The 23,132-nt window shown below is 64.1% G+C and carries 22 protein-coding genes; 3 read left to right on the plus strand and 19 right to left on the minus strand.

Annotated features, from left to right (window positions below; all coding sequences use genetic code 11):
- Positions 1-47 precede the first annotated feature (47 nt).
- The 3 genes from ACVMLK_RS01690 to ACVMLK_RS01700 are packed head-to-tail and all read left to right on the plus strand — an operon-like array spanning position 48 to position 2,047.
- A complete protein-coding gene (locus ACVMLK_RS01690) occupies positions 48-473 on the plus strand; it encodes a hypothetical protein (RefSeq protein WP_024350856.1) in 426 nt (141 codons plus the stop codon).
- A gap of 3 nt (positions 474-476) precedes the next feature.
- Positions 477-1,343: a GIY-YIG nuclease family protein gene (locus ACVMLK_RS01695; protein WP_024350857.1), complete on the plus strand. Its 867-nt coding sequence runs from the start codon at positions 477-479 to the stop codon at positions 1,341-1,343.
- Positions 1,343-2,047 (plus strand): hypothetical protein, encoded by a 705-nt coding sequence (locus tag ACVMLK_RS01700; protein WP_024350858.1) that lies wholly within the window; start codon positions 1,343-1,345, stop codon positions 2,045-2,047. The genes ACVMLK_RS01695 and ACVMLK_RS01700 overlap by 1 nt, the downstream gene beginning before the upstream one ends.
- 22 nt (positions 2,048-2,069) lie before the next feature.
- Here the strand turns inward: ACVMLK_RS01700 and ACVMLK_RS01705 are convergent, their stop codons facing one another.
- The 19 genes from ACVMLK_RS01705 to ACVMLK_RS01795 form a co-directional block, all read right to left on the minus strand.
- On the minus strand, positions 2,070-5,342 hold the full coding sequence (locus ACVMLK_RS01705; protein ID WP_024350859.1) for an error-prone DNA polymerase: 3,273 nt from the start codon (positions 5,340-5,342) through the stop codon (positions 2,070-2,072).
- The gene (locus tag ACVMLK_RS01710; RefSeq protein WP_024350860.1) at positions 5,339-6,859 is read right to left on the minus strand and encodes a Y-family DNA polymerase; all 1,521 of its coding nucleotides are present in this window, start codon (positions 6,857-6,859) and stop codon (positions 5,339-5,341) included. The genes ACVMLK_RS01705 and ACVMLK_RS01710 overlap by 4 nt, the downstream gene beginning before the upstream one ends.
- Positions 6,774-7,499: an ImuA family protein gene (locus ACVMLK_RS01715; protein WP_206431517.1), complete on the minus strand. Its 726-nt coding sequence runs from the start codon at positions 7,497-7,499 to the stop codon at positions 6,774-6,776. The genes ACVMLK_RS01710 and ACVMLK_RS01715 overlap by 86 nt, the downstream gene beginning before the upstream one ends.
- A gap of 165 nt (positions 7,500-7,664) precedes the next feature.
- Positions 7,665-9,275, minus strand: coding sequence for a hypothetical protein (locus ACVMLK_RS01720; RefSeq protein ID WP_088582613.1), 1,611 nt, complete (start codon positions 9,273-9,275; stop codon positions 7,665-7,667).
- Positions 9,272-10,087, minus strand: a complete 816-nt coding sequence (locus ACVMLK_RS01725) for a TIGR02391 family protein (protein ID WP_231735541.1) — start codon at positions 10,085-10,087, stop codon at positions 9,272-9,274. The genes ACVMLK_RS01720 and ACVMLK_RS01725 overlap by 4 nt, the downstream gene beginning before the upstream one ends.
- Positions 10,077-10,883: a hypothetical protein gene (locus tag ACVMLK_RS01730; RefSeq protein ID WP_457485421.1), complete on the minus strand. Its 807-nt coding sequence runs from the start codon at positions 10,881-10,883 to the stop codon at positions 10,077-10,079. Before ACVMLK_RS01730 ends, ACVMLK_RS01725 begins: the two co-directional genes overlap by 11 nt.
- A gap of 56 nt (positions 10,884-10,939) precedes the next feature.
- The gene (locus ACVMLK_RS01735; RefSeq protein WP_024350865.1) at positions 10,940-12,685 is read right to left on the minus strand and encodes a DUF2326 domain-containing protein; all 1,746 of its coding nucleotides are present in this window, start codon (positions 12,683-12,685) and stop codon (positions 10,940-10,942) included.
- A complete protein-coding gene (locus tag ACVMLK_RS01740) occupies positions 12,682-12,909 on the minus strand; it encodes an ABC-three component system middle component 6 (RefSeq protein WP_024350866.1) in 228 nt (75 codons plus the stop codon). Before ACVMLK_RS01740 ends, ACVMLK_RS01735 begins: the two co-directional genes overlap by 4 nt.
- Positions 12,906-13,649: an HNH endonuclease gene (locus ACVMLK_RS01745; protein WP_024350867.1), complete on the minus strand. Its 744-nt coding sequence runs from the start codon at positions 13,647-13,649 to the stop codon at positions 12,906-12,908. The genes ACVMLK_RS01740 and ACVMLK_RS01745 overlap by 4 nt, the downstream gene beginning before the upstream one ends.
- 91 nt (positions 13,650-13,740) lie before the next feature.
- Positions 13,741-14,778 carry a nucleotidyl transferase AbiEii/AbiGii toxin family protein gene (locus ACVMLK_RS01750; protein WP_024350868.1) on the minus strand — a complete coding sequence of 346 codons (1,038 nt, stop codon included), beginning with the start codon at positions 14,776-14,778 and terminating at the stop codon, positions 13,741-13,743.
- Complete coding sequence (locus ACVMLK_RS01755) at positions 14,771-15,364, minus strand: DUF6088 family protein (protein WP_024350869.1); 594 nt, start codon at positions 15,362-15,364, stop codon at positions 14,771-14,773. The genes ACVMLK_RS01750 and ACVMLK_RS01755 overlap by 8 nt, the downstream gene beginning before the upstream one ends.
- 118 nt (positions 15,365-15,482) lie before the next feature.
- The gene (locus ACVMLK_RS01760; protein ID WP_024350870.1) at positions 15,483-16,844 is read right to left on the minus strand and encodes a tyrosine-type recombinase/integrase; all 1,362 of its coding nucleotides are present in this window, start codon (positions 16,842-16,844) and stop codon (positions 15,483-15,485) included.
- 303 nt (positions 16,845-17,147) lie between these two features.
- Positions 17,148-18,761, minus strand: a complete 1,614-nt coding sequence (locus ACVMLK_RS01765; protein ID WP_457485422.1) for a terminase large subunit — start codon at positions 18,759-18,761, stop codon at positions 17,148-17,150.
- The gene (locus ACVMLK_RS01770) at positions 18,758-19,159 is read right to left on the minus strand and encodes a phage terminase small subunit P27 family (RefSeq protein WP_422922098.1); all 402 of its coding nucleotides are present in this window, start codon (positions 19,157-19,159) and stop codon (positions 18,758-18,760) included. Before ACVMLK_RS01770 ends, ACVMLK_RS01765 begins: the two co-directional genes overlap by 4 nt.
- Positions 19,160-19,355: 196 nt before the next feature.
- Positions 19,356-19,718 carry an HNH endonuclease gene (locus ACVMLK_RS01775; protein WP_457485423.1) on the minus strand — a complete coding sequence of 121 codons (363 nt, stop codon included), beginning with the start codon at positions 19,716-19,718 and terminating at the stop codon, positions 19,356-19,358.
- A 2-nt stretch (positions 19,719-19,720) separates the two neighbouring features.
- Complete coding sequence (locus ACVMLK_RS01780; protein WP_457485424.1) at positions 19,721-20,113, minus strand: hypothetical protein; 393 nt, start codon at positions 20,111-20,113, stop codon at positions 19,721-19,723.
- A gap of 15 nt (positions 20,114-20,128) precedes the next feature.
- The gene (locus ACVMLK_RS01785) at positions 20,129-21,313 is read right to left on the minus strand and encodes a phage major capsid protein (RefSeq protein ID WP_457485425.1); all 1,185 of its coding nucleotides are present in this window, start codon (positions 21,311-21,313) and stop codon (positions 20,129-20,131) included.
- Positions 21,313-21,849 (minus strand): HK97 family phage prohead protease, encoded by a 537-nt coding sequence (locus ACVMLK_RS01790; RefSeq protein ID WP_457485426.1) that lies wholly within the window; start codon positions 21,847-21,849, stop codon positions 21,313-21,315. The genes ACVMLK_RS01785 and ACVMLK_RS01790 overlap by 1 nt, the downstream gene beginning before the upstream one ends.
- Positions 21,842-23,077, minus strand: coding sequence for a phage portal protein (locus ACVMLK_RS01795; protein WP_457485427.1), 1,236 nt, complete (start codon positions 23,075-23,077; stop codon positions 21,842-21,844). The genes ACVMLK_RS01790 and ACVMLK_RS01795 overlap by 8 nt, the downstream gene beginning before the upstream one ends.
- Between the last annotated feature and the right edge of the window lie 55 nt (positions 23,078-23,132).

Below are 23,132 nucleotides of genomic sequence, written 5' to 3' on the forward strand. Positions count from 1 at the left end.
TACCGCCTCCGGCGTGCAATTTTGCACGATCAATGCAGGAGAGCGCGATGCCCGATGATCTTGCCCCACCCCTTCGCTACTTCAAGACCGGAGATCCCGTTCATGTCAGGGCTCAGCAGGTCTGGCTGATCCTGGTGTCTACGGTCATGTCGTCCACGCGCAATCCGCGTCGCCCGACCGTCATCACCTACGGCGATCTTGCCGAGGCCATGGGGATGGATCGCCGGGCCGGTATCACGCTCAATCGGCAACTTGGAGTGGTCGGCGACATTTGTGTGGCCAATGACCTGCCGGCACTGAACTGCATCGTCATCAATGATCGGCTCAACGCACCCGGAGATCATGTCGTCACGCGCCGCGGGCGGACGTGGCAGCAGGAACAAGCAGACGCCATGACGACTGACTGGTTTGCTGTAAGGGTGCCGACCACCGGGACCCTGCGTAAAATTCGCTCGGCGGCAGTGGCGGAATAGCGGATGAAGCTCTTCGCCACGAGAGTATGGGGTTTTGGCTTCGCGCGGCTGCCTCTTGCGACCTTCGGCGTCAAAGGCAATCTCGGGCGGCTGCTGACCCTAGCAAAGCGCGGCGACCGGCTGGTGTTCGTGGGAACACAGACGGAGCGGACCGCACCGGAGCATCAGGGCCGCATCCTGGGGATGGCTGAGATAGGATTCGAGCCCTTGCGCACGCTCGATCTCGTCGAGCGCGAGGCGCTTGATCCGAGGGACTTCGACGCTGCCGGCAACTTCAAGTTTCCGCATGCCGTCGCGACCACTCGCGTCTGGCAGTTCGAACCCGCGCCAGTCTTGACCCAGCTGTTGTCTCGACAACTGACGATGGTTGCAACCGCAGGCGTGGAGGAGATCGACGATCCAGCCGATGTCGCCGCTGCCCTCGCACTGAACGCCGTTGAGATCGATTTGCCCCCGCTGCCGGCCCTCGCACGGATGCGGCGCCTGAATGACGCGCTTAGGAACACCACCGGTCCGCGCCCCACCGATGCCAGCTATAACGTCGATCGCTCAGGCACGGACGGCGAGGCCTGGGCTTATGCATTGCAGTTTGGCAGCCGCAACGTTTGGAAGATCGGGTGGGCCGACGACATCGACGAACGCTGCGCCGCCGTAAATCAGCACATTCCCATTGAACTCGGCGGACTGGAGCAATGGACTGTGAAATTCCGACAGCGGATGAAGAACCGCGAAGCCGCCTACAAGATGGAGCAACGCGTCCTCACGTTGCTGGATGCGAAGCGCAAGGGCTTTGAGCGCGTGCATTGCGCCCAAGCCGATTTGCAATCGGTTTGGGCTCGCGCCTTTCTCGACATCGTCCAGGAGGACTGATGGATCTGTCCTACTGGATGCGGCAACGCACCGACATCATCCGGCTGTTCTATGACAAAGGCCGCGTGCCCTTCGAGCAGTTGAAGCGGGATATCGAGGAAGAGGTCCGGCCATGGGAGCCACCTTACTTCAATCCGGAAACCGACGACCCGGAGCCACCGTTCCTCGCCGAATGGATGCAGGCGGACCAAACTCGCGAACTGGTCGGGATGCTCGCGGTATCGCTGCTCGCCGATACGTTGAGCCTCTACTTCGCCGAGCTTGAGCGCGAGATCGGCATCGCCTTTGTTGACCCGAAAGAACGTGTAGCCTTGTTCAAACTTGGGAAGGTCGAGGCCTATCGCCAGATCATCGAGCATGTGATGGGCGAGACGTTCAGCATGTGCCCCGTCAGGTTCGACGTCATCGAACAGGTGATCCTGGCCCGTAACGACTTCGCCCATGGCCAGGATTTCGTCTCGTTCCAAACCACGCACAATGAACGAACGGTCGAGAAGCATCCGAACCCGTTCTTCACGAATCCCGCAGAGCCTGTCGACGAGGAGGACCTGGGGGGATGGCGACGCCTCACGATCGAAGTCAGTCGGGAAAAGCTGATGGCGGCCATCGACGAGGTGGAGAAGTTGGCTGACTGGGTGCATCGGAACGACGAAGCCGTATGGGAGTGGCGAGCTCGGACGGTGGCCGCGAAGGCCAGAGATTGACGACTCAGTGCCAAGTCTGCGCTCAACGAAAGTCTCTCGTCCTCACCTTGATCGTGTCCAGATGGAGGTCTGGGATGAAAATGTCGCGCGGCCGAACGGTCCGGGGCGGCAAGCCACGTGGATCGGGCGTCGGCGAGCCATGGTGAAACTCGTCGCCGCGACCATGCGGTAACGGGAAGGCGGTCTCTCGATCGCCGACGCTCGCCAGATCGGCGGAGAGGTCCGTGAGCCGCTGGGCGACGAGATGGACCACTTCACCCTCGCGCTGCACGCGACCGCGCACCGCGATCATACCCGCGGACAGGATCGTGCGACGGTTCTGCTCGAAGACCTTTGGCCAGATCACGAGGTTCGCAATGCCGCTTTCGTCTTCTAGCGTTATGAACATGACGCCCTTGGCAGACCCTGGCCGCTGTCGGACCAGCACGATGCCGGCCGCTTCGAGCCACCGGCCGTCACGCGCCTCCATAGCTTCGAGGCAGGTGACCATTCGGCGTCGCCGCAGGTCGTGCCTTAGGAAGGATACGGGGTGATCCCGTAGAGAGAGGCTGACGTGGCGGTAGTCTTCGACGACATCGCCACCGGCCGTCATGGGTCGGAGGACGATGGCCGGTTCGGCAATCTCGGGCACGATTTCCGTTTCGCGGGCCGAGGCCGCAGCAAAGAGCGGCAATGGCGCATCCCGAAGGGCTTTGATCGCCCAGAGCGCTTCCCGACGAGCAAGACCAAAGGGCGGCCGGAAACCGTCTGCCTCAGCGATGTGCGTCAACGCGCCCACGGGCACGCCAGCTCGGCGCCAGAGATCGTCCACCGACATGAAGGGATGTCCCGCCCGGGCAGCGACGATCGCCGCGCCATGGGCGTTCGCCAGACCCTTGACCATGCGCAGACCGAGCCGAACAGCAAATCGGCCGTCATCATCGATCGGCTCGAGCGTGCAGTCCCAACGGGACGCATTGGCGCACACCGGTCGCACCTCGATGCCATGATCTCGCGCATCACGCACGATCTGGGCCGGCGCGTAGAACCCCATGGGCTGGCTGTTCAGGAGCGCTGCGCAGAAAACGTCGGGGTGCCAGCACTTCAGCCAGGCCGACGCGTAGGCGATAAGCGCAAAAGAGGCTGCGTGGCTTTCCGGAAAGCCGTAAGAGCCGAAGCCTTCGAGTTGCTTGAAGGTCTGCTCGGCGAAGGCAGCGTCGTAGCCATTGGCCACCATGCCGGCGATCAGCTTGTCCCGGAAATGCGATACACCCCCGGTGAACTTGAAGGTCGCCATCGACTTGCGCAGCATGTCGGCTTCCCCGGGCGTGAACCCGGCGCATTCGATCGCGACGCGCATCGCCTGCTCCTGGAACAGGGGAACGCCGAGCGTCTTGCCCAGAACCTTCTCGAGCTCCGCCTTTGGATAGTGGACGGGCTCCAGCCCCTCGCGGCGCCGAAGATAAGGGTGAACCATGTCGCCTTGGATCGGCCCAGGCCGAACGATGGCGACCTGAACGACGAGGTCATAATAGGTCCGCGGTTTCAGGCGCGGCAGCATGGACATCTGCGCGCGGCTTTCGATCTGGAAGGTGCCGAGCGTATCGGCCCTCCGGATCATCGCATAGGTGCGTGGATCCTCCGCAGGGATGGTCGCCAGATCGAGGTTTACGCCCTTGTGCTCGGCGAGCAGATCGAGCCCCTTCTTAATGCAGGTCAACATGCCGAGCGCCAGGACGTCGACCTTCATGAACTTGAGAGCGTCGATATCGTCCTTGTCCCATTCGATGACCTGACGATCGACCATCGACGCGGGCTCGATCGGCACGAGATCGTCGAGGCGGTCATGGGTGAGCACGAAGCCGCCAGGGTGCTGGCTGAGGTGGCGCGGAGCGCCCATCAGTTGCCGGGCAAGATCGAGCGTCATCCGAAGGCGCCGGTCTGCGAGGTTGAGATTCAACTCCTCGACGTGGCGCTTCTCGACGCCTTCCTCTGACCACGCCCACACCTGCGACGACAGCGTGCCGATCAGGTCTTCGGGCAGTCCGAGCGCCTTGCCGACGTCCCGCAACGCACCCTTGGTGCGATACCGGATGACGGTCGAGCACAGCGCGGCATGCTCCCGGCCATAGGTCTCGAACACCCATTGCATGACGATTTCGCGCCGCTCATGTTCGAAATCGACGTCGATGTCGGGCGGCTCGCGCCGTTCCTCGGAGATGAAACGCTCGAACAGCAGGTCGTTGCGGCCAGGATCGATCGAAGTGATGCCAAGAACGTAACAGACGGCGGAGTTGGCGGCCGACCCACGACCCTGACACAGAATGTCCTTTGACCGCGCGAAGCGAACGATGGAGTTCACGGTCAGGAAATAAGGCGCGTAGTCCAGCTTCTCGATCAACCGCAACTCATGCTGGAGGGCGGCGGTCACGCTCTCGGGTACGCCCTCGGGATAGCGTTCAGTCGCGCCCTCCCAGGTGAGCTTCGCCAACGTCTGCTGGGGCGTGAGTGCGGGATCGTCGCGCTCTTCCGGATACTGGTAGGCAAGCTCGTCGAGGCTGAAGCGGCAGCGGTCCGCGATCTGCAGCGTCCGGGCAAGGGCCTCGGGATAGCGGCTGAACAGACGATGCATTTCGTCCGGCGGCTTGATGTAGCGATCGGCATGTCGCTCTCGCCGATCGCCAAGCGTATCGATCGTGACGTTGTGCCGGATGCATGTGACTACGTCCTGCAGGATCCGCCGGGCCGGCTCGTGGAAGAGGACGTCGTTCGTCACCACGGTGGGCACGCGCATCTGTGTGGCCATGTTCGAAAGCTCATGCAGTCGGAGCTGATCGTTTGGCCGGCGGCGCAAGGTGAGCGCGAGATAGGCTCTGTCGCCGAAAGCGTCCCGCAATCGCCGCAGCCGGAACTCGCACTCGTCATCCGCCAGGTCGGGTACGAGCGCGACGATCAGGCCGTCGCCGTAGGCGACAACATCAGGCCATTCGAGAATGCACTTGGCCTTGCCGCCTCGTTTCTTACCGAGGGATAGAAGCCGGCAAAGGCGCGAATAAGCGGATCGATCCGTTGGATAGACCAGCACGGATGTGCCATCGGCGAGGTCGAGCCGGCAACCGACAATCAGGCGAACGCCGGTCGTCTTGGCCGCTTCATGAGCACGGACGACGCCGGCGAGCGAATTCCGATCGACGATGGCGACGGCCTCGATCCCAGCCAAGGCCGCTTGCGCAAACAGTTCCTCGCAGGAGGACGCGCCGCGCAGGAAGCTGAAGTGTGAGGTGACCTGCAGTTCGACGTAGCGAGGTGAGCTCATCCGAAGACCCCGTGGATGAACCAGCGGTGCGACCCCGTCGCCGTGTCTTCGCCGTCACCGGCACGATAAAGCCAGTAGCGTTCGCCGGCGTCGTCCTCGACCCGAAAATAGTCTCGGACGGCGACCAATTCGGCGTCGCGTTTCCACCACTCTCCGAACACGCGCTCCGGTCCATCACCCCGGCGCAGTCGGCGACGCACGCCGCGCCAGGTGAATGAAACGGGCGGATGATCAGGCAAGAGCGCTACAGTCTCGACCTGCTCCGGATGGGCCAGCAGACGCGAGGGGCGCGGCCAATGGCCGGGCCATGCTGCGCCCGTATCGGCGGCCATCGCCGGAATGCGGCCAACGGAGCGTTCCGGAACGTCGCTCGCAACCGGCGCCAGCCGATAGAGCGCCTGCTCACCCACCCGGTTCATAAGCGTATCGATCAGGTCCGAGACGTCCGGCACACTCTCCTCGATCAACGAACTGACGGTCTGCCGACGCTCGATCGGCTCAGCGACGCTGGCCGCAAGCGTCATCACCTCGATCCCGAAGCCGGGCTCGATCGTCTCGATTTTGTCGCATAGGAGGCGCGTCAGGCGCTTTGCATCCCGGACCGGCGTCGCCATTCCAACCCGGACCGCCTGTGAGCGACTGTCGACACGGTGGCAGATGAGGTCGAGGCGTCGTGCGCCGAGACCAGCTGCCTCGAGGCGGTCGCATAGCTGATCGACGAGCTTGGCGATGTAGCGGGCGATGGTCTCCGCCGCGCCGATCGGTTCCGCGAACGACCGGCGCACTTCGATCAGGTCGGCGGGTCGAACCGGATCGATCGGCTCTGACAGGTCGCCAAGCGCTTGATCGATACGACGGCCGATCGATGGACCGAAGCGCAGGGTGAGCGGCGCGCGCGGCTGCGCGAGGATATCGCCGATGGTTTCGAAGCCGAGCGTCCGCAGCGCCGCGACGATCGAAGCGTCGATACGCAGCGCGGCCAGCGGAAGCGGTTCCAACAGCGATGCATCATGACGTTCAGGAGCGATCATCGTCGGGCGGGCTGCAAACCGGGCCAAGGCGTGGGCCGCGCCCCAACTGTCGGCGATCGCGCCGCGAGCGGCGATGCCGGACATGGCCAGCCTTCCGATCAGGCCCTCCAGCATGGCGGTTTCGCCGCCGTGAAGGTGATCGGCTCCGGTCGAGTCGATGATGATCCCGTCTGGAGAATCAGGGGCCACGACAGGCGCGTAGCGCAGGAGCCAGGTGGCTAGCCGGTCAAGTGCCTCCACATCGGCTGCCGGCTCGGCATCTTGCACGATGAGGTCTGGCACCAGAACCTGAGCCTTGGTCACAGGCATGCCGGGGCGAAGGCTGGCGGCCACTGCAGCGGCATTCGCCGCCAGCACCACCCGCCTGTTTCCTTCCCGGCCAATCAGGACGAGCGGCGCCTCAGCCGGAGGCGCCGCGTCGCCAGCCTTCCGCCGGAGCCGGTCGGTGGACCAACTCGGCAGGAAGAGCGAGACGACCCGTGTCATCGCACGCCTCCAACTCGAAATCTGCACTCTCGCCCGCGCGTGCGCGGATCAGTTCGACCAGCCAGCGGGCACGCCCTACGCCCGGAACAGGTAGGGGTGTCGATGGCACCATAGACACGCGCCAGCGTGTCATCGCGGCGGTGGGTTGGCCGAAATCAGTGGCCTCGGTCTGTCGTCGCCAACGCCGCAGCGCGATCCCGATCGATCCGCTTCCCTCGGCCGCCAACTGCAGGCGGCGCGAGGCTGTCATGGAAAGCCGCGCCACCTCACCGAGAACCGCCCCGAGGCCACCATGGCGCAGCCCTTCCTCCATGCAGGCCAGCACGGTCTTGTCATCACCGGCTTCGAGATAGATTACGCGATCGGACGCAAGACCTGCCTGAGCGATCGCCGGCGCGAACAGGTCCGGACGGGTGATACACCAGAGGATCTTGCCCTTGGTTCGAGCCGCGACGCCCGCGCTGAACAAGGCTGCTGCGGCGCCATCGACCGCGCCATTCCCACCGCCGGCGATCTCATGCAGCGCGCCGAGCGCCAACCCGCCACCCGGGAGTCGTGAGTCGACGTCGGCAATCCCAAACGGGAGAACCGATTTGGCACGCCGGCTTCTGCCTTCGATCTTCTCGATCTGCGCGCGCAAAGACTCTATGGCGGGCTCGGGCCGCACGCTCCCAGTTTACCTCCGGATAGGGGTTCGTCATCATGTTCCCTATTTGTTCTAGATTTCAGCTGCGAGAGTCAAGGTCGATTCTGCGCCGTCAAAGGACCAGCGGCGCACGCGCCTCAAGCTGTTGATAGCGGCCGTTCAGCCTTGTTTGGGCAAGGCGCCGTTAGCGTCGGCACGCGGCGTCATGGTGATGTTGCGCGGGTCGATGATGAGCTTTAGGTCGGCGGCGGCAGCCTGATCGAGCCCATATTCCTCGAGGTCGTCGACGACCGGGCGAACATCGAAAGCTTCAAACCGCGTTGAGCGATACCGCCATTCGACGTCGTCGGTCTCCTCGAAGAAGACCTTGGCGCTGAAGCTGATGCTCGTACCGGCGAATGACATGCTGTTGAAGTAGAGGCCTGCGGGTGGGGGCCCACTCTCCTCGACGTCGAGGCTTTGGAACTCGAATCGCGCGTCCGGGCGAGGATTGAGCAGGATGTCCACAACCATACGTGCGTCATTGGCCGCCCAGAACGCATCGAATTTGAAGCGCTCGGTCGAGCGCAGGCCGGCGTTGGTTAGCAAGCGCAGCCAACCATCCACGAAGGTCGAGATGAGTGGCACCTCGTCGAGATATGGGCCTGTGAGCGGTTCATTGACTGGGAAGGTAATCGGGGGGATCCGGCTGTTCCCAGAAATGGTTAGCGTCGATCGCTCGGATGCCATGAGCGTCAGGCCGCGCAGTAGTTCCGCCCACTCTTCGAGCGTGTATTCCAAATCGTCGATGGAGCCGACGCTTTCGAACCTGAGCGCGGGAGGGGTGAGCCGAATGATGAAGTCCCGGCTGCGGACGAGCAGTTCGGGTCCATGCGGTTCGAGGATCGGCGGACCGATGAACATCTCGCCATCGAACCGCGCCGCCTGCGCGAACCCGGGGCCTCGGATCGCGATCTCGCATGATCCGAGCGACGGCGGCGTCAGTCGAAGTTCCTCGATGTCGTCAAATAGCGTGCCTTGATACGGAAGGCGGATGCCGAAGCGGCTATCGTAGACACGCAAGCGGTGCGGTTTTAGGGGCGCAAGACCGAGCAGCAGGTTGGCGAAATGCTCCGGCCCCTCGATCTGGAGTAGCGCCTCGGCTTCGAACTGGCCGTTCTCATAGCCGAGTTCATCGAGCTGACGCTGCTTCTTCGCGGTATAGGCGCCTGGATCTTGTCCGCAGGCGGCCGACAAGGCCGACGAGAGGCCGGCGGCGGTCGGCTCGAAACGCTGTCCGACTTTCTCATAGTCATAGCTGATGTCGACATGATTGATGTCGTGCGCTTTTCGAGCCTCCGCCAATCGCAATCGCTTGAGCACCCGGGCGAGTTCGTTGCCGATGAGATGGACGAGGTAAGCCGACTGGATTTCACCATCGGCCCGCATTCGGAAGACGATGACCAGCGCCGGCCGAGGATCCTTGGCGAGGCGATCAATGGCGGACAGGCTGAGTCGGATGCGGTTTCCGGTGCGGCCGAGCGTCGACTTCAGTTGGACCCGGGCGGCATTGGTCTGGCGCCGATCGAGCGGTAGCGACGATTGTCCGCCTGATCCCATTGGGAACTCCACGATGAAGTCCCAGCCCATAATGTCGACGGTACTCTTGTTGCAGAAGAGCCCGGCGCGTTCGCAGAGCAGCTCAAAATGGCGCTCGCCGATGCGGCCGATCCGATCGGATTCCAGCTCGGGGTCATCGTCTTGTCCGCCGTCGGCGCCCTTCGTGGTCATGTGCGCGCCGGCATATGGGCGGCATCGAGCCGGCGGTGGATGAGCGACACGATTGTGAGCAGGTCTTCGGCATCTTCTTTGGACATAGCCCAATGGATGCGCGCCTCATGTGCAGTGGGGTTGCGGAACATGCCGAAGGTGCCACGGACCAGATTTGCGAACCCGCTTTGCTCACTCCGCTCGCTTGCGGTGGATAGCGGGTTGATCGCAAGCATCGGCGGACTCCCGGCAAGTGTCCGATCGACGAGCGTAGCGCCGTCATCGGAGAGCCCTGTCCGCGATCGCATCTTATCAGCGACGCTTTTGACCGCTTCTTGCACCGCATGAAAGTAATTGTCGGCGAGAAGCTCGGCGCGGCAGAATTTCAGGACGTCCGGGTGCACACCGCGACCTTCAAGGTCTGCTCGCAAGTCGCGCGCGCGCCGCTGAGCCTCAGGTAGGGTCTGGGCGACATCCGCCGATTTCAGCTCGCCGGACTCATCGACCACAAGTCCTGCGAATGCCAACGCTAGGTTTAGGCGAGCCCGCATAGGCTCATAGCGGTGCGGCTCGCGGCTGTAACGCGCCGGCTTCATGGCGAGCCGGATGAACTCAAGGATATTGGTGCGGTTGCGTTTGGTATTCTGGCATCCTGCGAAGGCGTTATAGATACGGACGCGCTTCGTCATAGGTCCCGGATCGGCAATCTTGCACGACCCAAGCAGGTGCTCGATCTCCGGCCCGGTCAGGCCTTCTGCAGTGTCGCCAAGCGCGCCGGCGATCGCTTCCAACTGATCTTGTGAAAAGAACGCCATATCGGGCTCACTGACCATAGGCGAGTCGCCGCAGGAAGGTCCTGGCGGTGACAAGAACGACATGCAGGCGGAAGGTGCTGTGGTCTTCATCCGAGAGGCCCGGATGCGAACCCTCCGTGTGGAGCATTTTGAAGAGGCCGTTGACGTAGTTCTTGCCGTCTTGGGTCCACTCGTTGCGATCCGTGGCAAGGAAGCCAATCTCAGCGAGCAAAGCGCGCCGGTTTTCTGAGCTGGGCCGTTGACCCGCTTCCTGTGGTCGCACGTTGCGCGCGATGTCGTCGAACAGACTTTCCAGGAAGGTCCGGAGCTGGCTGTTGCAAGCCGCCCAATCGCCGCGGGTATGCGCTTCGATCGCCTGTTCGAGATGACCGAGAGGAGTTGTGAAGCCGAATGACTTGAGAAGCTGATGCACCTCGTCGTCCGTTTGGGGGAGGTGGATGTCGCCGGGCAGCGCCGCGCGGATGGACGCGTTCGGCCCGTAGTCGTCCCACGTCAAAACATATCCATCACGCGCAAGGCCACGTGCGAAGGCCGTTTGCAGAGCGTGCGTAGCGTGTTGTTGCGCTAGCTGCGCGGCTTGCCGGATTACCGCCTCGCCAAGGGTCATGCTACCTTCGAGCGTGTCGAGCACGGCCTCGGCTCGTTGCACAACGATCCGGCCTAGCAAGGCGCACTTGTTGGCGACGCTGAGGGAGGTGCTGGTGGAAATCTCGTCCTCCAGGCCGAGGCGGAGGACCATCTGGTTGAACCGTGCCTGGCTGTGTTGCTCCAGCAACTCAACGGCGGCGATCAGCGTGGGTCGGGTGAACGGCACAGATCTCATGCTGGGGACGCGCTATGGGCACGATCGTGCTTCATGTCGCCCCTCGCTCAATAACGGAACCCAAGGAGGCTTCCGGTCGGATCAGTATCGGTGAGCCGGAGGCGGACGAGGCTCTCGTAGTCAAAGCCTGACGTAAAGTCGCCCACAGGAACCATGTCGGTGTTGAGTGTGCAGATGTACTGGAAGCCGTGTTTTGCAGCCATCGCGGCGGCAAGTTCCAAAGCATGGGCGCGCTGCCGCGGGTCAACACCGTCGAAAATTGTGCTGTCGTGGATCAGGAAGTCGATCCCGAGACCACGCTGGCGCGCGAACGAGATCAGCATGAGATCGTAGCAGAAGATTTTCATCTTGCTAATGCCCTCGCTTGGGCTGCCCGCGATCTCGACGTCGAATTTGTAGCCCGTGTCGTCGATATCGATGACCAGGCGGCCGGGCGACTTGTAGAGGCTCTCCGAGAATTCCGAGAAGAGGCTGAGCGCCCGGGACCACAGCGCACGCCGCTCTTCATAGTCGAGGGTTGTCGCGCGTTTCAGCTCGACGGTCTCGACCTTGATCGTGTCCGCCTTGGTGGTCATCTGACGAAGCTGAGTGATCCTGTTGGTCAATTCGTCGACCTTCAGCCGGGTGGCTGCATGCAACTCCTGTAACTGCGTCAGTTCCTCCAGCGCGCCTTGTCCCGCAAGCGCGCTGAGGTAGTTGGCACGGCGATCCGTCAGGTTCGCGATATCGGTCTCACGCTCGCTGACGGCAGCTTCCAGCGCGGCAATCTCGCCGGCGATGAACTCACGGCGATTGGCGATGATCTGGGCGTTGAATGCCCGCGCATCCGCCAGCGTCTTCTTGACGGCGCCAGGTAGGGCGATGCCCGCTTCGCCGTAAAGGGCTTCCAGACGGTCCTCGGTCGGAGCGTCTTCGCTCACCAACGAGTCACGGTAGCGATCGAGCCGGCGCTTATCCACGATATTGGCGTTGACCAGGCTATGGATTTCGCTGGTCAGAAGGTTCGCCTGAGTCTCGATTTCACGGTACTGCGGAAGAACGCGAAAATTCGACAGCGCCTCGCGTTCACGCTCAAGCTGGGTTGAAAGGCGCAGGCGCTCGGCTTCGAGCTCACCGAGCGAGGCCAGTTCGCCGTCGACGGCTCCGGTCTTGATCGCCTGTTTGAGCGCATCGAGCGCGTTCTTTTGATCTTTGAGCTGCTGCCAAGTCGCGGCCTTCTCCCAATTCAGGCCGAGAAGGAAAGCATTGTGGACCTGAATGTCCCAAGTCTTCTGATTGTCGAAATGCTTGAAGGGGATGTTGTAGGCGGCTGTCTGGTTGCGCACGAAGTAGGAAAGCAGCGACCGCGCCGAGGGCTTGTATCCGGATTCCGCCGACAGATCGCTAATACCGAATAGCGCCCAGGCAAGAACGGCTCGCCATTTCTTAGCGTCGAGACCCGGAACGCCTTCCTTGTTCGGCGTTGGCCGGACAGGCCAGTCGTCGGTGGCTCCTTCGATGGCGAAGAATCCGGGTGTATCGGTCGCTCGCGTCACAGCGACATCGCGGCCGGACAGGGAGAGTTCCAGCGTGAACGCCCAACCCTGCAAAGCCTCGATGCGAAGCCCTTTTCCGGGTGAGGTATTGCTGGCGAGGCAGAAATCGATGATCTCGATGAGCGTCGATTTGCCGAGAGCGTTCGTCGTGTCCTTATCACCGGCCGAGGTGGATCGGTCGGCCAGGATAAGATTGACACCCGGCTGAAGGAACGCGGTGTGAAAGCCTTTCTGGTTGGCGCGAACGGCTCTGATCATGAGGCGGTCCTGACGATAAGGCCGTCCCGGATCTCGATCGCACCGATCAGATAGAGGAGGTTCGATGCCAGCACGAACCGCTCGAAGTTCCCGACGTTCGGTTCCGTGCGCAGACGCTCCCACAGGCCCGAAACGGTCATGGGCATGCTGAGATGCGCGAGCAGCGTGGCGCCGACGCCGATCAGCGCCTCGTTCTGCGGGATATGTTTGGTCGGAAGAATCATTTCTCAAACACGTCGCAGATTTCGAAGAGATAGATGAGAACAGCGATGCCTGCGGTCTTATCGGCTTGTCGACGCAGACCGCGCTGGGCAAAGGCGCACATCAACTCGAAAAGCTCGTCGCCCTTATGGCCCTCTTTCCGGCGAGCATAATATTCTTCAAGGAAGCCGGCCTTCAGCCGCTCAGGAAAGTCAGGATCGAGTTGAGCTTCCGCTTCAACATACTCGGCAACGGTGGCGCGCGAGGTCAGTCCCGCGGCGATGATGTGACGAGATCCATTCGAGAGCGCGTTCTTTTTGATCTTCTCCTCCGGAGCGAGGAGATCGAAAGAGCCATTTGGGGCCGGCGCTTGGCTCGCAACCCAAGAGACGGCGTTCTGCAATTCGGGGAAGGCGACGTCAGCAAAGGCCTCTTCCATGGCTTGCCGGACCTGCTTTTCGTGGCTCTCCTTCAGTTGCAGAAGGGTCGCGGTCGGCCAATCGGCCTCGACCTTGTCGATGATCGTGTGGTGATCGGTGCATAGATAGATGAGGTTCCGGACGTTATCGCGCTCGTCATCGGTCATCGACGCGTCATAACGGGCAGCGGTCGGCTTCTCACCACGGATGTGCGCGGCCTCGCCGACATAGGTATCGTCTCCCACCTGGGCGTCGTAGGTGAGGTGCTTGCCGCAATTCGGAAATGCGCACACTCCGCCGCTCCGAAAGGCCAGAATAATTCTGGTCGGGTAACTAGCGCTCATAGCCTACGCCTGTCCGCGCGCGAACGTTGCCATGGTCTCGGTCAAAGGATCGAAGGGCGTTGATGAGCATTCCCCCGGGGCGAGTGCCTACTTAGCTGTTAATGACGTCTTGGAGTGCAGCAATTTTTTCTAGTATATCGTCAAATGACGGCGGTGTTTGGTCAAACATCATCGGCGCCATCGCCCGATAATCTGCTTTCAGGTCTTTCACGCGCGCGTCGGTCGGCGTCAGCCGGAGTGTGCCTGGCCGAGCCTTATCGTAGCTGGCCCAGTTCGAACGAAAGAAGGTGGTTTTGTGATGCGCGACCTGCGCCAGTAGATTGAAGTCGGCAACGGCGGCTTGGCCCTCATCCGTGTCGAGGAGCATGGCGAGGTCGTAGTAGTGCCGAGAGAAATACTGCGGCGTCGGTGACGCGGCGGGGCGATGCGCTTCCGCATGGAGAGCGGTTGCCTTTTCCCAGAAAGTCCGCCGCGCTGACAGCACCGTTACGCTGGTGTCGGCATCGGTGAAGAAGTCCGGATAGTCGTCGGCCGCGTAGGGGCGTATGACTTTTTCCTCGGTCGGCCAGGGATCGCCGCGCGCGCCGAGCTCGAATTTTACGCGCGGCGTGATGTAGGCCATGCCTTCGTATTCGGCGGCAGGGAGCGCGGTCGGATAGTGGAAGTTGACGGTCTGCGCGTCACCGGCGTCTATCTCTAGCGACCACTCGCTTTCGGTCGGCTCGCCGAGTTGGCCGACGATCGCGGCGCGAAGCGCTGGGAGAAGTTTCTCGGCGATGTGCTGCTCGACATCGCTGACCAGGTCGTCGATCAGCCGAGCCGCCTGCTTCTTGCTGATCCCCTCCTTATCGGGGTCGCGCTCGCCGGTGTATCCGAGTTCGGCACGGTCGAACGACAAGTCGATGTCCTCGGAGAACCGGCGAATACCGTTGAATGCCTTTGAGAGCGACGTGCCGCCCTTAAAAACGAGGGTTGCAGTGGTGCCCTTCGGTAGACCGAACAGGCGCTTCAGGCTCCAACATACCCAGAAGTCCTTTTCGATGATCGTATTGGCGACGCCCCGCCGGGCGCCGGTCTCCCCGAAGAGAGCTGCGCGATCGTCGGTGGGAAGGCGAGCGACATCATCCATCGATATCGGCCACCGCTGCGTGGGCAATCGAGACGAGCGTGGGCCGCATCCAGGCGGGCGCTTGAAGGGCGGTTGAGGCCAACGTCTTCTTGTCGTTGGCCGAAAGCCGGTGCGCCGCGACCTGCGCGACGTCAGCCGCCCGAACGGGGCCGACATGACGAAGCGCCTGAACCACCGTCCCGGCGGGGCTGCCCGGTGCGATCAGATGCTTGGGCGAGGCGTGGCGAAGGTCGACGATGCGCTTTCCCAGCACGACGCGCCGCGACGGGCCGTCGGTCAGATAAGTGCTTTGTGCCGGAACCTGGGTCGAAAGGCCGAGCGCGTTCGCTGCGCGCGCTCCGGCGATCTGCACCTGCGAGCCGGTCTCCCGCGCAAGAGCGTGGGCGACATCGTCCGGCGCGGGTGACAACGCCCCAAGTTTCGGGTGCAGCTTGGGAAAGTCGTAGAGCCCACGTGCAAGCCGCCGGAGCTGTCCGCCCTTCACCAATCGAGAAAGTGCCTGATCGACAGAGGAGCGGGCGGCAACTGTGAGGAAGTCGCTAGGCGTGAAAACGCTGCCACGTCCGCTAGCGCGGACGCGTTTCATGACCCGGTCGGGGACTGAGGCGTTTACCGTTTTCATGTGTCAGAAAATAAGGCAGGTTTTTCTGACATGCAAGGGGCGGCATTCCCCGTTCTAGAGTACGACTGCCACTTGCTACGCATTATGCCGCGGCGCGTTGCTCGTCATTTGCCGCGCCGGCGGCGTCCGGTGCAGCAGCCTGTTGCAAGAAGCGAGCGAGTGCTGCGCGGCGAGAATCCCGATCCACGGCATAGGCCGTCTGCTTGAATTCAATGCCGTCCAGGAGGCCCTGGATGTAGCCGGAGATGGTATCGGCGGCCATGATCAGTGCCGTGTCGAGCGTGTGAATGTAGTTGCTGGTGACGGAGCCCTTCGAATGACCAACCAAAGCAGCGATGGTGACCTCCGTGAAACCAAGATCATTTGCGATGCTGGCGAAGCTATGTCGCAGGACATGAGGCGTGATGTCGGCGAGCGGCGTATCGTCGAATATCTGCTCCCAATGGTTCGGCAAGCTTCCGAAAGCGTTATCACCTCCTTGTCCCGGGAAGACGTAGGTGCCTGCTCTCACTTTCCGGCGCTTCTCAAGATATTCCACGGCGGGCAGGCCGATTGGGCGGATCGACCTTCCCTCTTTGCTGTCCGTCAGTCGCAAGCAGCTTGAATCGGTATCAGCTTCTGCCCAAGTCAGAGTGACCATTTCGGTTCGGCGGCAGCCGGTCAGCGCAAGCTGGCGGATCAATTCGACCGAAACCTCATATTTCTCGTTTTCGGCCGCTTTAGCGAGCAACTGGCCAAGCACGCGATATTCGGCCTCGCTGAGCCTCCGAGCGCGGACGCTGTCCTTCGGTCGCCGCACACCGTGGGCAGGGTTCACTTCGATAATGCCAGCATCCACGGCGTAGGTGAGAATTCCGCCGAACAGGCCGATCGTACGGGTAGCCGTCCCTGCTCCGCCCTTGACGATCGATTTTCCTCGCAGCTTCTTCGTCTTGGCAACGAGGCGCGTCTTGCCCGCCATGATGTCCTTCATGGCCTTGTTGACTTCGGCCTTGGTCAGATCCTTCACCCGTCGGGAACCGAGCAAGGGGACGATGTGCCGGTGGATTCGGCCAATGTCCGAGGCGATCGTGCCTGGCTTCTTGGGGCGCCCGCCTTTTCCGAGAATGAGGCCGGCGTTCAGGTCGGCGAGGTAGAGGTCGCACAGCTCTTTGACCGTGATCGCCCTATTGTCGAGCTGCTTCTCTTCTGCAGGGTCTTCGCCTTTAGCGATACGTCCCAGTTGCACCTTCGCTTCCTGGCGGGCCCGCTCGGGAGTCCAGACGCCGTGCAGGCCAATCGTAAAGCGTCTCGATCGCTTACCGAGCCGATACTGAATGACGTAGCTGCGCTTGCCGGAGGCGAACACTCTGAGGCCGAAACCGGGCAGCTCGTCGTCCCAAATGACGTAATCTTTTTCGCGACTGTCTGCGGCGTCGACGACCCGTTTAGTGAGCTTAGGCATGGGCTTCCTCCGACCCTACCGTTTCCTCTCGCGTAAGCACCACGTAAGCACGCGGGCGAAAACTGTGGCGGGGAGAAGAGTAGCTTCGGCGGAGAAGGAATTCAAATTGTTTAGCGTTTACAGAGAGATAGGCGGGCATTGGCGGCTCCTTGCGCTTTTTGGCGGAGCTAGCCATATTCCCTCCGAAGGCAAAGGTCGATGGTTCGAATCCATTCGGGTCCGCCATGTTTTCAATAACTTAGCCGCTTAGACAGTTCCCTCGGTAAGGCTGGTGTCACCACAGAGTCACCAGCGACGGGACTGTCACACGAACAGCAGCCCCTCGGGCCTTGCCCCCTCGACCTGATAGATCATCGGCCCGGACTGGTTGGCCATGGCCCGGCCGATGGCCATGGCGACCGCGGCGGCACCGTCGATCTTCCCCATGGCCTTGGCCTTGCTGAACTTGATGTTGCCGGCCGCGTCCTGCTCCACCCGGATGTTCGCGAAGTTCCAGCGCAGCACCGGGTCGCGCCCGGCCTGGAACTGCCGCCCCAGGATGGCCCGCTCGATCTCCTTGCAGGGCGCCGACATCGAGGCAAAGCCCTGGCCGAACTGCGCCACGGGGAGCTGACGCTCCTGCAGGCGCTGGAGGAAGTTCAGCGCGCCCCAGCGATCCACCGCGATCTCCTGCACCGACAGCTCGGCGCACAGCTCCACCAGGTCGCGCAGGATCTGGTCCTGATCGATGCTGTTGCCCTCGGTCACCACCAGCCGGCCGGATTCCTGGAAGGCGGCATAGGGCTGGTTGTCGGCCACCCGGCGGCGGAACTGCTCGGCCGGGCAGTACTGCTTGCCCCAGACCAGCCAGCCCCCTGCCCCGTCCGCCGCCACGGCATAGACGGCCGCCAGGTCGGACACGCTGGCCAGATCCACCCCGACAAAGACCGGCTTCCCGGCCAGGTCGGATAGCTCTACCGGCCGGCAGTCGCCCTGGTCATAGACGGCCATGTCCACCCAGGTGACGGCCGCGCTGTCGCCCCAGATGTTCAGGTAGAGCCGCTTGAACATCTCCCGCTGGCTCGGGATCTCGGCCGCCCGGCGGGCCGTCATGCGCATCTCGTCCAGGCTGCGGAAGCCGGCGGCCAGGGCAGGATTGACCGCCTGCCACACCGCCTCGTCCTGCCAGTCGCAGTCGTGCGGGGCCTGGTAAAGCACCGGCAGGAAGGTCTCGTCCTCCACCTCGCCGCGCTCGACCTTCAGGGCATATTCGTACAGCTCCCAGGCCAGATCGCCGCGGCCATGGCCGGCCGTGGTGGTGACGATGGAAAGCGGGCAGAGACGCTTGCCCATGGAGGAAACCAGCACCTCCCACAGCTCCCGCGTCGGCCAGGCATGCACTTCATCGGCCAGCAGCATGGACACGCTCAGGCCGTGTTTGCTGTAGGCCTCGTGGCTGATCGCCCGATAGGTGCTGTCCGAACGCGGGTGGCTGATCAGCTTCCGGCTATCGACGATGCGCGTCGCAGCCATCAGATGCGGATCGGCGCGGATCATGCGCGAGGCGCCATTGTAGGCGATGCTGGCCTGCTCGCGGTCGGCGGCGGCGCTGATCACCTGGCCGGCGGCGTCCCGCTCCGGGCCCAGCAGCCCCAGCAGGGCCAGGGCACTGGTCAGGGTCGTTTTCCCCGAGCCACGGGGCAGCAGCAGGAAGACGGTGCGGATCTTGCGCAGCCCGGTCTCGGGATGCACGTCGCCAAAGACCTTGCGGACGATGCGCGCCTGCCAGGGGTGCAGAACAAAGGGCTGCCCGGCCAGCGGGCCCTCGGTGTGGCGCAGCTTCTCGACGAAGCGCACCGCCCGCTCACCATAGCCCAGCGGATCGGGGATCTCACCGGCCAGGAAGCGGGAGCCGGTCAGGCAGCCGGCGGTACTCACGCCAGCATGCCCTCCCACGGGTCGGCCTTGGGGGCTTCCTCATGTTTGCCGCGGCGGTGCGGGGTCAGGCCCAGCTCGGTGGCCAATAGCCGGGCCTCGCGCATGGCAGCGGCCTGGATGCGGAAGGCCGGGTGCGCAGTGGGACCCTTCTCGGTCTCGATGATCCGGCCATCCCGCTGCATGGTCTCCTCGCACTCGCGGACGGTGCCGACCGCCACGGCGTAATTTTCCAGCGTGGCCAGGGTGTCGCGGGCCAGCAGCCGGCGCTGATGCAGCTCAGGAGCAGCGCGATTCCACTCGGCGGCGGCGTGCGGTGCCAACCAGGACGGCGCGCCAGGGCATCCGGACGGGGCGGCATCACCCATGACGACGGCCAGTTTCGGCTTACGACCCTTCACGATTGACCCTCCATTTTGCCCGGTTCGCCCATTTCCAATGAGAATTCGCGTGCTGTGCGGGGAATGGTCTAGCCGTCTGGCGCCCCAGATCGGCACCCCCCTATCCCCGCGTGCAGTTCATGCATGTCGACCGGCTCCGGCCATGCGTCTGACGCATTGATGCGCTGGGTGCATGGCTGATGGTTCCAGATGGTCGCTATGCGCATGGCTTTGCCCCGCCCCCTCGCCCCCGAATGAACCGGGCCGTGACCTGCCGGTGGCAGGGGGTGCAGAGCGGTCGGATGTTGCTGAGCACCAGCCGCAGGTCGGGCCGCAGGCGCAGGGGCTGGATGTGGTCCGCCTCGGTGGCCGCCGTGACCCGGCCCTGGACCGCGCAGAGCCGGCAGAGCGGTTCCGCTGCCAACACAGCCTCGCGCAACTGTCGCCAGTGCTGGTCATAGCCACGAGAGGCAGCCGAACCGCGCTCCCGATCCCAGACCTTGCTGCACTCCGGGCAGCGCCGCCCCGTGAAGGCCGGATGGCCCGGCGTCTTGCAGAAGCGCGGCGCTGCCCAGGGCATGGTCAGGCCACCGGGACCGAGGCGGGATTGCCGCGCACCACCAGCACGCTGGCGATGGCGCCCGTGGTGGCGCTGGCCACCGTCAGCACCGGCCGGATGTAGCGCTTGTTGCCGATGTAGCTGACGCGCTGCACCGTGTTGCCGCCCGGCGCGGCGGAGACGGCGGACAGGCTGCCCGCCAGATCAATGGCCGCGACATCCGTCCAGCCGCTGCTGCCGTTGTCGCTCTCCTGCAGCTTCGGCGTGTGGGTGCCATCGGTCCAGGCGCCGAAGGCCACCAGCACCGCCGCCGTGCCGAAGCCCAGCAGATCCACGGCCGTGCCATTGGCCGTGGCCGTGCGCGCCGCGGGCGGCAGGGCCAGGGCGGGGCTGATGTTGTGGGACAGGTCACGCATGGTCGCTCTCCTTCCTCAGCTCACCGCGATGCGCAGCTTGCGCAGGGCCTCGGCCTTGGCCACGCCACCCGCCACACGACGGCGGCCATGGAAGCGGGTCATCCCGTTGGTCGCCTGGCTGTACAGGTCGCGCAGCACGGACAGGGCGACGCGGTCAAAGATGCGATAGCCCTGGCCGAAATCGCCGAAGACGACCGGCGTGGCACCGGCGGCCACGTCCGGCATGTCGGGCATCTCCACCACCGGGCGGCCCAGCAGCGTGGTGGCCATGGCGCCGGCGATGCCCGCGGTGGCCAGCAGGTAGTTGCCCGTCGTGTCCTTGAGCTTGCGGGCCTGGGCCAGGGTGTTGCTGTTCATGGCCCACACCGCATTCGCCCGGTAGGCGGAGGGGATGGCGTGATAGAGATCCAGCAGGCTGTCGGCGCCGAAGGTCGCGGCGCTGCCGCTGGCCACGGTCGGGATGGTGGGGTCCGTCATGAAACCGAAGGGCCGCAGCACGCCGTCACCGTTGACGAAGGCCGCACCCTCGGCCCGGCCGAACTCCTCCGCGAACTCGAAGGACAGCTCCGCCGCCACATCGAAGGCGCTGTCCTCCAGCATGGCGTTCGAGACATCCACCCAGCAGGCGATTTCCCGCACTTCGTACCGGTTCTGCCCGAAGGTCACGGTGGTCTCGGGTCGGGGCTGGATCTCGCCGACCCACTGCGCCGTCATCCCGCCGGTGCGCTTGGGCAGGAGAACCGCGCCGGCCGCCGTGCTGGCCACACGAGCTACGGAGCGGACGGGCGAGAACTGCACCACGTTGCGCAGCAGCTCGGCGACGAACTGGTCGGGCGCCAGATAGCCGCCGGCGGTGTCGTCGCTGACGCGGAGGGTGCGCAGCTCCGGCGCTTCCAGGGCCTCGCGGCCACGGCGCAGGAAGGTGGCGAAGGCGCGCGTCTCGACCTCCGGCTCCTGCCGCGTCTCCAGCCCGATGCCGGGGCGGCGCAGCACGGTCTCGGTGCGGTCGAGGCGCGAGCGGATCTCGGTCATGGCGCTGTCGAGCTGGCCGAAGCGCTGATCGGCGCTGGTGGTGAAGCCCTGCACGGCGGAGCGGATCTCGGCCAGGTCGTTGACCTCGCCCTGCTCCTGCCCGTCGTGGGCCTCACGCGTTTCCCAGCCGGTGCGCGGATCGACGCCCGGCGATGCGAAGTTTGGCATCACGGTTTCCTCAGTTTGTCCGCGCACCGGCGGATGAAGGCGGCAAGCCCGGCCGCCGCGGGAGGGATGGGAGCGGAGCGGACGCTGGCGACGCGCGCTGCGGCCTGAGCCGGGCGAGAGACCAGCGAGACCTCGATCAGCTCCATCTCGGAGACGACACGCCCGCCGCCGGCGGCCGGTGCGGCGCGGATCGTCCTGAAGCCGATGCTGAGCCCGTCGAGCGCCTGGGCCTTCAGCATGGCGTGGGCGTCGCGGCCGGCGGTGCTGTCCATCACCAGCATGCCGGTGACATGCAGGCCGGTGTCGTCCTCGCGGATCTCGGTCCAGACACCGACAGGGCGGGCCGGATCGTGGGCCCAGAGCATCAGCGGGCGCGTGCCGGCGGTCCTGTGCGCCGCCAGGGACTTCGCGAAGGCACCGCGCTGCACGACATCGCCGAAGAGATCGCGCTGGCCCCAGACGGCGGCGTAACCGCTGATCTGGCCGCTCTCCTCGGGGGCAAAGCGCGTCTCGACGCCGGCGGACTTCTCAAGCATCGGCGCCGTCCTCTGGCTGCCGATCGACCGGCGCGGAGTTGACGGGGCGAGTGAAGACCTCGCCGCCGTCATAGGGGCTGCGGTTCTCCATGGCGCGGATCTCGTTCGGGTTGAACACGCCGGCGGCGATGGCCTGGGAGTAGGCGGTGAAGCGCGCGGCCAGATCGGCGCGGGCCAGGTCGTCCACCAGGAATTCGACGTAGAGGCCGCTGCGCCGCTCCTCCGGCGTCAGCAGCGACACGCGGATGGAATCCGTCCAGGCGCGCAGGATCGGCAGCAGCGTGAAGGTCAGGAACTGGCGGCCCAGCTCCTCGGCATTGCTGTGCGTGACGCGATCGAGATCGGCCAGCAGATGCAGCGGCACGCGCCAGATGCGGGCGATCTCCTGCAGCTGGAAGCGCCGCACCTCCAGGTACTGCGCATCCACGGACGACATCTGCAACGGCTCGAAGGTCAGGCCGCTTTCCAGGATCGCCGTCTTGCCGGTGTTGTCCTGGTTCCAGCTCTTGCGGAGCACCTCGCGCTGCTCATGCGTTAAGAAGCTGGGCGACTTCAGGATGCCGCCGGGCCGCGCGCCACGGCCGAACAGCTTGGCGCCGTACTGCTCCAGGACCTGCGACAGGGCGATGGCCTCACGGGCCTGCACCACCGGGCTGTCACCCTGATAGAGCCCGGTGCCGACGCCGCGGATATGCAGGATCTGATCGCGGCCGTAGCTGCGGCGCGTGCCGTCCGCCTCGGTGACGGTATAGACCGGCTCCCGCGTCAGCACGTGTGGGGCAACGGAGACGCTGGAGGGCGCCAGCGGGATCAGCTCGGAGACACCGCCCTCGCCACGCCCGATCCAGGCATAGGCATTCCCATGCAAGGAGAGCTGGGTTTGCAGGACCAGGCGGAACTCGCTGGCCGGCGTCCAGGGATTGGCCACATCGGACAGCAGCGATTCCAGGGGGTGGTCATCCGCCCGTTCGCGCCCGCCATCGGCAGCACGACGATACAGGTGCAGGGGTAGCTGGCTCACGGTCTCGGCCAGGACCTTCACGGCGCCGTAGACAGCCGTGCAGCGCATCGCGGTTTCGGCGGAGACGGAGATGCCGGCAGCGGTCGGGCCCGCGCCACCCAGCAGGATCGCGGTCCAGGGATCACGAAGGGTGCCGGAAGCCGCCCGGCTTTCGGGGGCGGAGAACAGGGCTTTGATCGAGCCCAGCAGGGAGGAAGCGCGCGCCATGTCCGGCAGCGCTACGCGTTCTCAGGTGGCAGCACCAAGTGGAATAGAGCGACGC

The organism is Teichococcus aerofrigidensis (assembly GCF_054073225.1).